Source organism: Acetobacter sp. (assembly GCF_052102375.1).
GTDB lineage: Bacteria > Pseudomonadota > Alphaproteobacteria > Acetobacterales > Acetobacteraceae > Acetobacter.
The window spans coordinates 12,708-26,191 of record NZ_JBQDXI010000019.1; the positions used below are offsets into that span (position 1 = coordinate 12,708).

13 protein-coding genes are annotated in these 13,484 nt (G+C 56.8%); 6 read left to right on the plus strand and 7 right to left on the minus strand.

Annotated elements, in window-relative coordinates:
* Position 1: 1 nt before the first annotated feature.
* Entirely contained in the window at positions 2–1,363 is a 1,362-nt protein-coding gene (locus ACTIDN_RS09255) for an ABC1 kinase family protein (protein WP_441376822.1), read from the plus strand.
* A gap of 259 nt (positions 1,364–1,622) precedes the next feature.
* On the opposite strand, the gene ACTIDN_RS09260 is transcribed toward ACTIDN_RS09255, so the two are convergent.
* Complete coding sequence (locus ACTIDN_RS09260; protein WP_415509113.1) at positions 1,623–2,213, minus strand: hypothetical protein; 591 nt, start codon at positions 2,211–2,213, stop codon at positions 1,623–1,625.
* Positions 2,214–2,454: 241 nt separating this feature from the next.
* Between ACTIDN_RS09260 and ispH the strand changes: the two genes are divergently transcribed.
* From ispH to rnhA, 3 genes are read left to right on the plus strand one after another with little or no spacing between them, the layout of a single operon-like run.
* A complete protein-coding gene (gene ispH / locus ACTIDN_RS09265) occupies positions 2,455–3,456 on the plus strand; it encodes a 4-hydroxy-3-methylbut-2-enyl diphosphate reductase (protein WP_048837662.1) in 1,002 nt (333 codons plus the stop codon).
* A 15-nt stretch (positions 3,457–3,471) separates the two neighbouring features.
* On the plus strand, positions 3,472–4,446 hold the full coding sequence (locus ACTIDN_RS09270; RefSeq protein WP_441376823.1) for a homoserine kinase: 975 nt from the start codon (positions 3,472–3,474) through the stop codon (positions 4,444–4,446).
* Complete coding sequence (rnhA, locus tag ACTIDN_RS09275) at positions 4,430–4,942, plus strand: ribonuclease HI (RefSeq protein ID WP_441376824.1); 513 nt, start codon at positions 4,430–4,432, stop codon at positions 4,940–4,942. The genes ACTIDN_RS09270 and rnhA overlap by 17 nt, the downstream gene beginning before the upstream one ends.
* 49 nt (positions 4,943–4,991) lie before the next feature.
* On the opposite strand, the gene ACTIDN_RS09280 is transcribed toward rnhA, so the two are convergent.
* The 6 genes from ACTIDN_RS09280 to ACTIDN_RS09305 all read right to left on the minus strand — a co-directional run bounded on the left by ACTIDN_RS09280 (position 4,992) and on the right by ACTIDN_RS09305 (position 11,545).
* Positions 4,992–6,410 carry an ArnT family glycosyltransferase gene (locus ACTIDN_RS09280; RefSeq protein WP_441376825.1) on the minus strand — a complete coding sequence of 473 codons (1,419 nt, stop codon included), beginning with the start codon at positions 6,408–6,410 and terminating at the stop codon, positions 4,992–4,994.
* 7 nt (positions 6,411–6,417) lie between these two features.
* Positions 6,418–7,398 (minus strand): peptidoglycan -binding protein, encoded by a 981-nt coding sequence (locus tag ACTIDN_RS09285; protein ID WP_441376826.1) that lies wholly within the window; start codon positions 7,396–7,398, stop codon positions 6,418–6,420.
* A gap of 3 nt (positions 7,399–7,401) precedes the next feature.
* The gene (locus ACTIDN_RS09290) at positions 7,402–8,457 is read right to left on the minus strand and encodes a flagellar motor protein MotA (protein WP_441376827.1); all 1,056 of its coding nucleotides are present in this window, start codon (positions 8,455–8,457) and stop codon (positions 7,402–7,404) included.
* A gap of 33 nt (positions 8,458–8,490) precedes the next feature.
* Positions 8,491–9,318 (minus strand): hypothetical protein, encoded by an 828-nt coding sequence (locus tag ACTIDN_RS09295; RefSeq protein WP_441376828.1) that lies wholly within the window; start codon positions 9,316–9,318, stop codon positions 8,491–8,493.
* Positions 9,319–9,400: 82 nt separating this feature from the next.
* Positions 9,401–10,216 carry an NAD kinase gene (locus tag ACTIDN_RS09300; RefSeq protein ID WP_441376829.1) on the minus strand — a complete coding sequence of 272 codons (816 nt, stop codon included), beginning with the start codon at positions 10,214–10,216 and terminating at the stop codon, positions 9,401–9,403.
* Between the two features lie 63 nt (positions 10,217–10,279).
* Entirely contained in the window at positions 10,280–11,545 is a 1,266-nt protein-coding gene (locus ACTIDN_RS09305; RefSeq protein WP_441376830.1) for a glycosyltransferase family 4 protein, read from the minus strand.
* Positions 11,546–11,641: 96 nt separating this feature from the next.
* Between ACTIDN_RS09305 and ACTIDN_RS09310 the strand changes: the two genes are divergently transcribed.
* On the plus strand, positions 11,642–12,523 hold the full coding sequence (locus ACTIDN_RS09310) for a tetratricopeptide repeat protein (RefSeq protein ID WP_441376831.1): 882 nt from the start codon (positions 11,642–11,644) through the stop codon (positions 12,521–12,523).
* Between the two features lie 2 nt (positions 12,524–12,525).
* Positions 12,526–13,455 (plus strand): glycosyltransferase family 9 protein, encoded by a 930-nt coding sequence (locus ACTIDN_RS09315; protein ID WP_441376832.1) that lies wholly within the window; start codon positions 12,526–12,528, stop codon positions 13,453–13,455.
* Positions 13,456–13,484 lie beyond the last annotated feature (29 nt).

Below are 13,484 nucleotides of genomic sequence, written 5' to 3' on the forward strand. Positions count from 1 at the left end.
CATGGCCGAACGCGACTTAGATAACAGTGGTATGCTGGGTGAACTGCGCCGCATGGTGCAGACCACCGGTACAGTTGGAGGCATTGCCGCACGCTTTGCTGGCCATAAAATGGGCTTGCGGACAGGCGGCGGTGCTTATGCAGAAGACCTGAAAGGCGTGCTGGGCGGGCTGAAAGGCCCCTTGATGAAAGCAGCCCAGCTTCTTGCCACAATTCCGGGTGCATTGCCGGAAGAATATGCCAAGGAAATGGCGGAGCTTCAGTCCAACGCGCCGCCAATGGGCTGGAACTTTGTGCGCCGCCGTATGACAGCGGAGCTTGGTGCCGGGTGGGAGAAAAACTTCCGCTCCTTTGGTCGTGAAGCGTCTGCCGCCGCAAGTTTAGGGCAGGTGCATCAGGCTATCCTGACGGATGGCCGCCGCGTAGCCTGCAAACTCCAGTACCCGGATATGAAAGCAGCCGTAGAGTCTGACCTCAGGCAGTTCCGCATGGCTATTGGTGTGTACCATAAGCTTGATAACGCCATCCGGCAGGATGACGTTGTGGAGGAACTGACCGAGCGCCTGCATGAAGAGCTGGACTATAAACGTGAGGCCGCAAACATGCGCCTCTACCGCACCATTTTGTCCGAATGCCCTGAAATTACGGTGCCACAACCGGTTGATGAACTCTCCACCCAGCGTTTGCTGACAATGGAGTGGGTGAATGGCCGTAACCTGAATGCCGCCATTGAGGCTGGTTTGACGGAAGAACAGAAAAAGAAGATTGCGCGCACTCTGTTCCGGGCGTGGTATCTTCCCCTGTATCGCTACGGGGTGGTGCATGGTGACCCCCATATGGGGAACTTTACCCTGCGGGAAGACTGTGGCCTGAACCTGCTGGATTTTGGTGCGATCCGTATTTTCCGCCCTTCCTTTATCAAAGGAAATATTGACCTCTACCGTGCGCTGGAAACCAAGGATAAAGCTCTGGCTACTCAGGCTTATGCCGCATGGGGCTTTACGGGCCTAACACCCGAGAAAGTGGACGTGCTGAATGAGTGGGCTGGCTTTCTGTTCGGCCCCCTGATGGACGACCGGGAGCGCTATATTCAGGATAGCGAAAACCCCGGCTTTGGTCGGGAAGTGCTCAGCAAGGTGCATGACGGATTGCAACGCACAGGTGGTGTGCGGCTCCCGCGTGAATTTGTGCTGGTGGATCGCTCAGCCGTTGGGTTGGGGTCAGTCTTTATGCGGCTTAAGGTGAAAATGAACTGGTGCCAGCTCTTCCGGGAGATCGTTGGTGAATTTGATGAGGCCGCACTGGCAGCCCGCCAGAAAGCCGCTATTGAGGTTGCTCGTTTTCCGGAGCCACCCGTCTTTTAATTTGTAAGACGCATTTACAAGCCCTCTTGCGCAGATGTCTCATTGAGCGTGCATTCTGTGCAAGAGTGGTTTTTTGCGTAATAGGCGGATTAGCGCAGTATTCCAGAGTGCTAAACGTCCCAAAACGGTATCAGAGTCTGAGAAGGAAGCGTTGCTGGGTATTTTCCAGTGATGGTCATACACCAAGCACCACACAATCAGCCTGCCTCTGTCTCAGATGCGCCCTCCGCGCGCGTGAAGAGCGCGGAGGGCTTCTGGCTTAGTATGCCTGATAATCTGCTTTTTTCAGATGTGCCTCGTTGTAGCTCAGTTGCTCTTTGGTCAACTGAAAACCAACCTCAAACCGATAATCAGAGTCCGTATTTTTAGGCACAATAGGCAGGTCCACCGTTACAACCTTGGTGTCCGTCGTGAAGCTGGACAGGTTGGCGGGGAATTGGAACGTGTGGTGGAACACATGTTTGTTTACAATCTTGTCCCCATGCAGCACGGCAACAAACCACGGCAGCGTAATGGTGCCATTCTGGGCAGCCATGCCACGGCTGACCACAAAGCGCAGCGCGATTCGGGTTTTAAGGTCTTTCTTGCCCGCAGCCAGACAGTCCCCCTGAAGTTTGAGAATGCTGGCGCGTGTGATCAAGTGCGGGAAGGTGGTTGTCTTGCCATCATAGGTATAAAAATCGGCCGCTTCTGGCGGAATATGTGTCAGAGGGCAGCTTGGCGCAAAGGCCATGGACTGGTCTTCTTCATCTCCACACCCGGATAGCGGGGTGAGCAGGCCAAGTCCCACAAGACCATACAGCGCAAGGCGCGGTAAAAGGCGGCGTGGGCGGGGAAGGTCATGCGACATATGCGAATCCGGGTTTTTCAGTTAACAGGGTGGAACAAGCCAGAACAAAACCATAAACAGTGGTATATCTGCCAGATGCGGGGAGGAAAGCCCTAAAACGGCTTGCATCCGTCCCGCGCTTTGCGTAGGCCATGCGCAACGGTTACCGTACCTTCTCCGGGTTTCGGGCATAGCCTCTTTCTTATATGCTTTGTCATATTCTGTCTCTTCTATAGCGTTTGCCGCAAGTTTGGGGAACACCATGCCCGATCAAACTCAAACCATTGTCCCGGTCGATACAACTCAGGCCGTGCACGACAAGACTCTGAAAGTCCTTCTGGCTGGCCCGCGTGGGTTCTGTGCCGGTGTAGACCGCGCCATCCGCGTGGTTGAGGAAGCCATCCGCCGCTATGGCGCACCTGTCTATGTGCGCCACGAAATTGTGCATAACCGCACGGTTGTGGAGGAGCTTGAAGCTCAGGGTGCCATTTTTGTGGAAGAACTGGACGAAGTGCCGCCTGATGGCCACGTTGTCTTCTCCGCTCATGGTGTGCCCAAAACCGTGCCTGCTGAGGCAGAGCGCCGCAACCTGCTGTATCTAGATGCAACCTGCCCGCTGGTGTCTAAAGTGCACCGTGAGGCAGAGCGCCACTTTGCAGGTGGTGGCCCGGAAAGCCGCCATATTCTGATGATTGGCCATGCAGGCCATCCGGAAGTTGTGGGGACCATGGGTCAGTTGCCGGTGGGTGCTGTCACGCTGATTAACGATGCGGAAGAAGCCCGCACCGTGAAACCAGCAGACCCGTCCCGTCTGGCCTTCATTACCCAGACCACGCTTTCTGTTGATGATACGGCAGAGATTGTTGATATCCTGCGTGAGCGCTTTCCCCTGATTGAAGGCCCGAAGCGCGAGGATATCTGCTACGCCACTACCAACCGTCAGGAAGCAGTAAAGGCCATAGCGCCTGAGTGTGATCTGGTGATTGTCATTGGTTCTCCCAACTCTTCCAACTCACAGCGCTTGCGGGAAGTGGCGGAACGCTCAGGGGCACGCCGTGCCCTGCTGGTGCCCCGCCTGAACGAGCTTGACTGGTCTGTGCTGGAAGGCGTGAAAACGCTGGGTATTACTGCTGGTGCCTCCGCTCCGGAAGCACTGGTGCAGGAAATGGTGGCAGAGCTGGCCAAGCGCTACACGCTGTGCATTGATGAGCGGACAGTGAAGGAAGAAAACGTGATCTTCCGTCTGCCCGCACCGCTCGGTTAAGGCGCTGTTGCTTCCATGGCCGTTTACACGGATGTCAGTGATGAGGCCCTTACGTCTTTTCTCACAGACTATGACATAGGGGATCTGGTCGCTTTTCGCGGTATTGCTGAAGGGGTTGAGAACAGCAACTTTCAGCTTCGCACCACACAGGGGGACTTTATCCTCACCCTGTACGAAAAGCGGGTGAATGCGCAGGAACTTCCATGGTTTCTGGGCCTGATGCAACATCTGGCAGGGCAGGGCGTGTCCTGCCCGCAGCCTGTAGCGGCCAGAAATGCAGCCATGCTCAACACTCTGGCAGGGCGTCCGGCTGCCATTACAACTTTTCTGCCGGGAGTTTGGCCCCGTAAGGTCAAGGCGGCGCATTGTCGCCCGTTGGGTCAGGCTCTGGCACGGCTGCACGCTGCCGGGCAGAGCTATGCGCCGGTACGCGCCAACAGTCTGGGACCAGACGCTTGGAAACCCCTGCTGGAAAGCTGCCGGGGGCAGGCGGACAGCGTTGTGGCTGGTCTAGAAGCGGAGCTGGATGCCGCCTTTGAGCATATCCTACCTGTGTGGCCGGGACAGGGGAGCAACCCGGACCTACCGCGTGGACAAATTCATGCGGACCTTTTCCCCGATAATGTGTTTTTCCTGAAAAACACGCTTTCTGGCCTGATCGACTTTTACTTCGCCTGTACAGATATTCTGGCATACGACATTGCCATTTGCCTGAATGCTTGGTGCTTTGAAGAAGATGGCTCTTTTAACGTCACGTTCGCACGGCAGCTTCTGCTGGGATATGATGATGTAAGGCCCCTGAGTGCGCAGGAGCGGGCAGCCCTGCCGGTTCTTGCTCGTGGTGCCTCCATGCGCTTTCTGCTCACACGCCTGTATGACTGGATTAACACCCCAGCCGATGCGCTTGTTACCCCCAAAGACCCGCTAGATTATGTGAAGCGCCTCCGCTTCCATCTGGCAACGGAGACGTTGGATGGATACGGAGTTTGACCCCACGCCTGCGGTAGAGCAGGACGTTGTGGAAATCTGGACTGATGGTGGCTGTCGGCCCAACCCTGGCCCCGGCGGCTGGGGTGTGCTGCTCCGCTTTAAGGGAACAGAGCGTGAGCTTTCCGGCGGAGAACCTGCTACCACCAACAACCGTATGGAACTGACGGCCGCGGCAGAGGCGCTGGAAGCGCTGAAACGTCCGTGTGTGGTGCGGCTGCATACGGATAGCGAGTATGTCAAAAATGGCATCACCCGCTGGCATACGGGCTGGGTCCGGCGTAACTGGCGCAATGCATCAGGTGACCCGGTAGCCAACATGGATTTGTGGCGCAGGCTGCTAGATGCCAACAAAAAACATGATGTGTCGTGGCACTGGGTGAAAGGCCATTCCGGCGTGCCGGAAAACGAACGCGTGGACGAGCTGGCAACACAGGCCCGCATTGTAATGGAAGAGGCCCAGAGCAGTCAGCCTAGAGCAACTCAGACAGAGCAGTGACCCAGTGGTGCGTCGGGGTCCTCCGTTAGCTGCTCGGTCTCTGCCATTTTTAGGGCCGGTATAACAGGTCGTACTGCTTTCCCTTAGACACAAGAAAACACCCTGTACAAAGCCCTGCACCACTCGATGGGCGAATAACCAGTGTACGGGAGGCCAGAGTGTCGGCTCCTGCTACGGTAATGTCAGTCGGGAAGACTGGTAGATAGGTGAGCAGAGCGGCATATTCGTTTTGGGGCGTGCTACCGTCCTTCCAAAGATGCTGTATTGGTAAATAGGTTGCAGCTTGTAGCTGGTGGTCAAACAGCGGAAGTTGCATGGCGTTTTCGCGTTGGAGAGTCCGGGGAAAAGTCGCACCAAAAACAAGAACTGCGAGCCCCATAGCCACAATTCTGAAACATGGTCTTATAAAGGCAAATCCATAAGCCATGAGAACGCACAGCAGGGGGTAGGCTGGGTAAGTGTACCAGGGTAAGCGTGTTTGTGCTGCTGAAAACAAGCCAAAAACACTGCATACAGCAAGCCCGAGAACGGCAATATCGGCTATAAAACGGCGCTGTATGTGGGAGCGGAACGCCGGGGCACGGCATGCCTTAACAAACACGGCAAGTAGGGTAAAGCCAACGAGCACCAGCATTTGCCAGAGCAGGGCAGGGTAGTCGTGCACAAAACAGGAAAAATAGAAAAAAGCAGGGTTGTGGTGCCCCTCAATCTGTTGGCCTGAGCGTTTGAGTAGGTCATACCAGACCATGTCATGTAGAAAGCGCCAGCCATCCTGCCGCACACGCAAGCCAGCCCATAGCAGAATGGGGCCACTGAAAGCCACAGCCCCTTTGAGCAACAGGCTTAGGCTTGGTTTGGTCAGGAGATAGGTTAAAAACAGCGGTGGTAAAAGCGTAAGGCAATGCCAGCTTTTTGATAAAAAACATAAGGCTGCTACGCCGCAGGCCAGACAAAAAGCGCGTTGAGTACGGTGGAGGCATAGCAGAATGCACGCCAGAAAAAGCGTACAAAACAGGGCATCTGCGTCGGCATGGCGAAAGCTGTGGATCAAGACATTCTGAGACCAGACCGAAAAGACAAGCACGGCATACAGGCCTGTGGCACCCGAAAACCTGCGCCACAGGGCGTGGTAGAGGCTTATAAGAGTAACAACGAAGCACAACAGAGAAGGCAGCCGTGCGGCAAGCAGGCTTTTCCCAAATATTTTGAGAGAGAGCACAATGGGCAGAAAGCTGAGCGTAGGCTTGAGGTTCCAGTAATCTTGGGTGTTCTGCCAATAGTTAACGATGTAGTCATGCCGAAACAGCATCTCGTAGCTCGAGCCAATGTGGCGGGCCTCATCCCATAATTCTATTGGCTCGCATGAAATACGATACACGGTAGGAAACAAAACAAGACAGAAAACCAAAACCGGCAGGAGTATATTGAACGCAAACCAAGACCGGCCTTGCGTCGCTGTGTTGTGCATTATGCTTTTACCTGTCCGTCAGGCGGAATTCGATACGGCGATTACGGGCATAGGCTTCTGGCGTGTTCTGGCTGTCCAGTGGCTGGTAGTCTGCAAACCCCGTGGCAGCCAGACGGCGGGGGCTAATACCCTCTGCCACCAGCAGTTTGACAACCGTAATGGCGCGGGCGCTTGAGAGCTCCCAGTTGCTGGGAAAGGCTGTATGAATTGGCTGTCGGTCGGCATGGCCATCCACCCGCAGCAGCCACGGTATATCGTTGGGGATATGCGCCGTTACAGTTTTAAGGGTATGTGCCAGCGTCACAATTTCTTTCTGGCCTTCTGGGGAAAGCTCTGCGCTGCCAACGGGGAAAAGGACCTCGCTCTGGAAAACAAAACGGTCGCCTACTATGTGCACGCCCTTCTGGTCATGCAGGCTATCCCGCAGGCGGCCAAAGAACTCTGAGCGGTAACGGCTTAATTCGTTAACTTTGCTGACAAGCGCAGCGTTCAGCTTGCTTGAAAGATCCGTGATTTTTTCACTCTGGCTCTGAGCTGTTTTCTGGGAAACAGTGAGCGCCTGACCCAGTGCTGCCAACTGTGCGTTCAGGTCTGTCAGTTGGTCGTTAAGCTGTGTCATGCGCAGGCGGTCCGCCACAGTCAGGGCTGCTGCGGCATCGGCTGTGTTGCGGGCTTCTTCCTCTGCTGCTGTATGGGCAGATAGAGCAGCAACATCCTGCTGATGCTGGCTTTGCAGGCCGCTCACGCTGTCACTCAGGGCGCGGTTGCGGGCGTGTTCTGTATCAAGCTGGCGGGAGAGTTCTGCTGCCTGACCTTGCAATTTTTCCAACACATGCTCGCGCCGGTTTAATGCCGCAGAAAGCAGGGTTTGCCCCATAACAAATACCAGCAGCACAAACACCACCACCATAAGCAGGGTGGAGAGGGCATCAACATAGCCGGGCCAGGCATCAAGCCCGACATGCAGTTTTCTGCGGCGGCGGGCCATGGGTCAGTTCCCTTTATGGAGTGGTGTGTTCTCTGCCGCAGCAGCAATGGTACGGGCCAGCACACGCAGGTCATTGCGCAATTCAGATGTCATGCGGCTGCGGCCTTCCTCATTGCTCTGCACCAGAGTGTGAAGTAGGCGTTCAATGTTGTGCAGGCTTTCCGTCTGGCTGGCAGCATTTTCAAGGCGGTCAGACAGCTTGCTGAGAATCTGGCTTTCCTTCTCGCGCCGGGCTTCGCTGGTGCGAACAAGATTTTGCAGGGATTCGAGGTTTTCTGCCGTTTGTTCCAGCAGGGCTTCAATGTAGGCAGGGACAGGTGCTCCGGCCTCCATGTTGTGAGTGGATTGTGCAGGTGCCGCAAAACGGGTTTGCTCTGCCAACCATTCTTCCAGCTCATTAAAAAAGCGGTTCTGGGCCTGTCCCGCTGTCAGGTCCAGAAAACCCAGCACCAGAGCGCTGGCCAGACCAAACAGAGAGCCAGAAAACGCTGTGCTCATGCCATGCAAAGGTTTCGTAAGCCCGGTTTTAAGCTGGCCGAACATGGCATCCAGATCGCCAGACCCGGCGGACATGCCTTCAATGACATCGGCAATGGAATGGACAGTCAGCAGCAGGCCGTAAAAGGTGCCGAGAAGGCCCAGAAAAATCAGCAGTCCGGTCATGTAGCGCGAAACCTCGCGCCCCTCGTCCAGTCGGCCGGACACGGAATCAAGAACAGCCTGCATGGCGGGGGTGGACAGGGCAACGGGCTGCCCACGGTGGTCTGGCCGTGACCCAAGGGCTGTGGCCAGTGGTGCCAGCAGCCGCGGAGCAGGCAAGCTGGCCAGCCCCGTGCGGGACTGCCGGAGGGTTTCCACCCAGCGTACTTCCGGCAACAGGCGCTGCACCATGCCAACATTCCAGGCAATGCCAATAGCCAGAATGCCCAGTATCACCCCATCCAACACGGGGTTGCCAAGAAAGGCTTCATAGAGGGGCTGCCAGAGCATGGCAGCCCCTAACGCCACAAAAACAAGAAACCCGAGCATTCTGAGAAGATAAAGGGTGGGACGGGTCATGGCGTGAGTTCCGACTTAAAGGTGAAAAACAGGTCAGGACGGCGCGGCGTCAGACTGGTAAATATCTATGTGGTCCTGAGCCGTGTCAGGTTTGGCGCTCTGACCTTTGGGAATACCGATAATCCGCAGATAAATGCGGGTGGAGGGGATGCCGCCATTCATCAGCACACTCCGTGCGGCAAGGCCTCGGCTCAACGCCATACGGCGTGGCAGGGACGGGTCATCCGTCATGCCGGAACTATAGGCATCAATCATGGCGCGAACGTGGGGTTTGTCAGACAAGCGCTGCCCGAACCCCAGAATAGCCTGATGCGTAGTCGGGTTGAGATCAGCCGAACCCGCGGCAAACGTAATACGCACACCGTTTGGGAGAGGCTGGACTTCTCCCACCGCCTTCAGCTCCACTGTCGGTTGTGGCGGCACCGGGAAGGGGTGGAGTTCAATATCTGACGGCGGTTCTGTTAGCTGAGGGACAGGGGGTGGTGCTGGCGGAATTGTTGCTGCCGGAGGCGTGTGGGCGGGAGGCGCTTTGCTGGCTGCTGCGGGTTTTTCGGGCGTTGCTGCCGCTTTAGCCTGTTCAGCTTTAGGCTGTGCAGGCGCGGAACTCGCATTGGTTTTGGCAGTGCCCGGCTTTTTGGAGGACTCGTTCTCCTTTTTCACAGCAGGAGGTGCCCTGTGCTGTGGCGGAACCGCCTGCACATGCTTGTCCTCCTGCGGCTTTGGTTGCGCATCGGGCGCACCGCCAAGGCTGTCCAGAGCCTGTGAGTTGGTAAGAACCTGAGCGTGCGCAGCGGCTGCGGGCAGCAGGATGAGGGCGCACAGCGCAGCTAGCGCCTGCGAGGAAAGAGAAGTGCTCTGCATTATGCGTCAGACTAAACCAGAAAATGGGCGGTATGGAACAGAACAATGTATTTTCCGCGAAACTGGCGGCAAATATGGGGCATCAGGCCGAAAATTGTTCCGCCGTGATGCGTTCAGAGAGGGTTTGGCCGGGGTCGAACAGCACGGTGACGTGTCGGGTCCGGTCTTCCTGCACCTCAACAGTCACAACGTCCCGAATTTCCAACGAATCAGCAACGGCAGCCACGGGGCGCTTTTCATCTTCAAGGATACTAAAGCGAACATAGGCTGTTGAGGGCAAAAGCGCCCCCCGCCAGCGGCGTGGCCGGAAAGGGCATATAGGCGTTAGGGGCAGAAGATTGCCTGAGAGTGGCACAATAGGGCCATGCGCCGAAAGATTATAAGCGGTTGACCCAGCAGGGGTGGAGACCAGCGCACCGTCGCAGATCAATTCGGGCATACGCACCATGCCATTGACTTCCACCCGAATTTTGGCGGCCTGCCGGGTCTGGCGGAATAAAAAGACATCATTGAGAGCCAAGGCATGAAACACCTCGCCAGACTTTGTCTGGGCTCTCATGCGCAAGGGGTAGAGTTCCGCAGCCTGTGTTGTGGCCAGTTTTTCAGGCAGGGCATCTTCGGCCATGGGGTTCATCAAAAACCCGACTGACCCGCAATTCATCCCATAAACCGGGGTGTCCAGTTCCATTTCCAGAACCACGCGCAGGGTTTCCAGCATAAAGCCGTCCCCACCCAGACAGACAATAACCTCTGCCTCGCCGGGGGGAACATTGCCATAGCGCTCAGCCAGCCGATCATATTCATGGCGCGCGCCCTCCGTGGGGGCGGCCATAAAGGCAATGCGTTGGGGGACAGGCCGGACCTCAAGTGCGGCAGGCGTAGGAAGCTGAAATGTCATGATGAAAGGGGCTTACACTGAAAGCAGACAGAGCACGAGCGGGTGGCTTTTTTCTATCACATATCAGGGAGGGCAAAAAGGCTTTGGTGGCAGAGAAGGCGCACCCATTGCAGCAGCAACCTGTTGCCACTGGGCCTGCGCAAGCGCCTGAGCAAACTGTGCTGCTAGATGTGTGCCTAAAAGCTCATCATAAACAGCCAGAGTAGCCTGTTGCATGGTTGTGGTTGTGTACTGTGCCAGTACATCCTCCCGCGCGGCATTGCCCATGGCAAGCAGGCTTTCGGGTGGGGCTTGTAGAACGGCTATCAGGGCTTCTGCCAGCGCTGCTCCGTCTCCGGGCGGAATGCTTATGCCTGTCAGGCCATGTTGTACGGTTTCCAGCGCGGCACCATGCCCGGTCACAATAACCGGTTTGCACATGGCCTGTGCCTCCACCACGACCCTGCCAAAAGGTTCTGGCCTGAGGGAGGGAATAACAACCACAGTGGAGAGTGCTAACGCCGCAGGCATATCCTGACAATGGCCCGCAAACCGTACGAAATCCGCTATATCAAGGCTCTTGGCCAGAGCGACCAGATTTTGTGCGTAGTCGCTTTTCTGGGGGCAGGAGCCAACAAACACGCAATGCCACAGGAGGGTAGGGGCCTGCCGTTTGACCTGCGCCAGTGCCTCCAGCAAAAAGCGCTGGCCTTTCCACTCCGTCAGGCGGCCGGGCAGCAGAATAACAGGGGTGTGGGGTGGGAGCGCCCAGCTTTCGCTCAGATTATGCATCCGCTGGCCAGTTACGGCCTCAGGGCTAAAAAGCTGTATGTCAGCTCCCCGTGGAATAATCCGCAACCTGTCTGCCGCAACTGCGTACTCAGTGCTCAGGCGCTCCCCAATGTGACGACTGATGGCAATAACCCGGTCACCCGCAGCCAGCACGGCATTATAGCGTTTTTTACCCGGAAAATTGGCGGCATGAACGCCGTGCCATGTGGTGACAAAGGGGGTCTTTGTACGACGGCACGCAAAACGGGCTACCCATGCCGGTGCACGTGAACGCGCATGAACAAGAGAGACATTGTAGGTCGCCAGAATATCAGCCAGTCTGCGGGCGTTGCGCAGAATGGCAAAAGGGTTTTTGCGGCCGCAGTCCGGAAGGGTAATATGCTTTGCCCCCGTGCGCTCCAGTGCCGGGACAAGCCTGCCCCCCGCACTTACCACCAGAGCCTGCCCGCCTGCCTGCTGAATAGCGGCTGCTATTTCCAAGGTGCCGCGCTCCACGCCGCCCTGGTTCAGGGCAGGTAAGATTTGCAAGATGACGGGAGAAGACGGCACACTGCTCATGCTCGGCTGTTAGCATGGTTTTTATGTAACAGACCACAGCTACAGTGTTGAGGCATCATGACTTTGTATCTTGACCACCGGCGCAGGTTGCTTCCTATGAAAGACATGACACACCCTGTTGTTTCCCTTGTGCGTGGTTCGGCACTGTGTGTGCCGTTGTACTTTGGCCTCTCAACGGTTGCTCCGGTGGTCTATGCACAGCCACAGGGCGCCACGCGTGGTGGGGCACATGCGGCAACAGCCCGTGCAACTACGACTACCCCAAAAACTGATGGTGTGCCCGAATGGTCAGACCAGAACTGTCTGGACATGGTGGGGGATGACCCCTTTGGGGCGCGAGACTACGCGCAGGACTGGATAAAACGGGATGGTGGCCGCTCGGCCCGGCATTGTCTTGCCCTTGCCTTGGTAGAGCTGGGGGATGAGCAGGAAGCGGCACAGGAGCTGGATGATCTTGCGCGCAAGGAGCCTTTTGTGGGGCAGGAAAGCACGCCCAGCCAGCGTGTGGTGATAGCCATAGAGGCAGCACGGGCATGGCTTGCCGCCAACCAGCCGACAAACGCTATTAGTATTGCAGAATACGGCCTGACCCTTAAGCCGGGGAGCGAAGGGCTGACCTTGGTAAAAGCGCGTGCCCAACTTGAGATGAATGACCCGGAGGGTGTGATCCGGGATGTGGGTGCGCTTGTGGCCCAAGCGCCAGATGTGGGTACGGATGCGTATGTTCTGCTGGCCTCAGCCGAGAGGCGTCGGGGCAAGTTGCAGCAGGCTGCTGTCCATATTGCAAAAGCGATAGACCGCGCCCCCGAAAGCCCCGCAGCACTCTTGGAGCGCGGCATTATTCGTGGTCAGGCAGGGGATGCGGTTGGAGCACGGCAGGACTGGCAAAAAGTGCTGGACCTTGCGCCAGATACGCATGAGGCAGACATGGCCCGGCAGGATCTGGCCGTACAGGCCGCCGACCCGGACGTTCCGTGAGCATGGCTCTGCGGCCTGTCTCACGCATACTGGTTATCCGGCTTGGGGCGTTGGGAGATTTCGTCCAGAGCTTTGGGCCGTTTCAGGCGATACGCGCCGCCCATCCACAGGCGCATATTACCCTGCTTACAACACGGCCATTCGTAGAGCTTGCGCAGCTTTCCCCATGGTTTGACCAAGTGTTAGTGGATGCCCGTTCCCCTTGGCATGATCTGAAAGGCCTCTTGGCCCTAAGGCAACAGCTACGGGGATATGATCGGGTGTATGACCTGCAAACCTCCAGTCGTACTGCCCGCTATTTTTTACTTGCAGGCAAACCCAAGGGCTGGTGCGGGCATGTGGCGGCAACGCCGCTCAGCCATGCCAACCCTTGGCGGAACGACATGCACACGCGTGCCCGCCAACGTGACCAGTTACGTATGGCAGGGCTGACAGAGGTGCCGCTACCGGATGTCAGTTGGTTGGCCGGTAAGGGGCCGGATGTGGTTGACCCCTATGCTGTACTAGTGCCGGGTGCTGCTCCCCACAGGCCTGCCAAGCGTTGGCCCGCCCGCCGCTATGGCTATCTTGCGCAAAAACTGGTGGCTCAAGGAATAAGCCCTCTTATTGTCGGCACAGGGGCGGATACACCGCTCGCGCAAGAAATCCGGCAAATTTGCCCGCAAGCGCAGGACTATACCGGGCGGACAAGTTTGCCTGAGCTTGCCGGTCTACTAGCCCGTGCCACGGCTGCCATCGGGAATGATACGGGGCCAATGCACCTTGCGGCTTTGATGGGCTGCCGGTGTGTTGTTCTGTTCTCCGGGCAGAGCAATCCGGCGCTTACAAGCCCGCTTGGGCGTGTGCCGGGGCAGGTTTGTGTATTTTCTGTGCCAGATTTGGCCTTACTTGGGGTTGATAGGGTTGCAGCCGCGCTCTGCTGGCGTCATTAAACACTCTCACTAATTTTTATTTTCCGGAG

What these genes read in the sequence shown, in the direction of transcription:
- ACTIDN_RS09290 (WP_441376827.1), bottom strand. Translation starts at nt 8,457, where the DNA reads ATGACCCGTCCCACCCTTTATCTTCTCAGAATGCTCGGGTTTCTTGTT.
- rnhA (WP_441376824.1), top strand. Translation starts at nt 4,430, where the DNA reads ATGGATACGGAGTTTGACCCCACGCCTGCGGTAGAGCAGGACGTTGTG.
- ispH (WP_048837662.1), top strand. Translation starts at nt 2,455, where the DNA reads ATGCCCGATCAAACTCAAACCATTGTCCCGGTCGATACAACTCAGGCC.
- ACTIDN_RS09295 (WP_441376828.1), bottom strand. Translation starts at nt 9,318, where the DNA reads ATGCAGAGCACTTCTCTTTCCTCGCAGGCGCTAGCTGCGCTGTGCGCC.
- ACTIDN_RS09305 (WP_441376830.1), bottom strand. Translation starts at nt 11,545, where the DNA reads ATGAGCAGTGTGCCGTCTTCTCCCGTCATCTTGCAAATCTTACCTGCC.
- ACTIDN_RS09300 (WP_441376829.1), bottom strand. Translation starts at nt 10,216, where the DNA reads ATGACATTTCAGCTTCCTACGCCTGCCGCACTTGAGGTCCGGCCTGTC.
- ACTIDN_RS09285 (WP_441376826.1), bottom strand. Translation starts at nt 7,398, where the DNA reads ATGGCCCGCCGCCGCAGAAAACTGCATGTCGGGCTTGATGCCTGGCCC.
- ACTIDN_RS09310 (WP_441376831.1), top strand. Translation starts at nt 11,642, where the DNA reads ATGAAAGACATGACACACCCTGTTGTTTCCCTTGTGCGTGGTTCGGCA.
- ACTIDN_RS09260 (WP_415509113.1), bottom strand. Translation starts at nt 2,213, where the DNA reads ATGTCGCATGACCTTCCCCGCCCACGCCGCCTTTTACCGCGCCTTGCG.
- ACTIDN_RS09270 (WP_441376823.1), top strand. Translation starts at nt 3,472, where the DNA reads ATGGCCGTTTACACGGATGTCAGTGATGAGGCCCTTACGTCTTTTCTC.
- ACTIDN_RS09255 (WP_441376822.1), top strand. Translation starts at nt 2, where the DNA reads ATGGCCGAACGCGACTTAGATAACAGTGGTATGCTGGGTGAACTGCGC.
- ACTIDN_RS09315 (WP_441376832.1), top strand. Translation starts at nt 12,526, where the DNA reads ATGGCTCTGCGGCCTGTCTCACGCATACTGGTTATCCGGCTTGGGGCG.
- ACTIDN_RS09280 (WP_441376825.1), bottom strand. Translation starts at nt 6,410, where the DNA reads ATGCACAACACAGCGACGCAAGGCCGGTCTTGGTTTGCGTTCAATATA.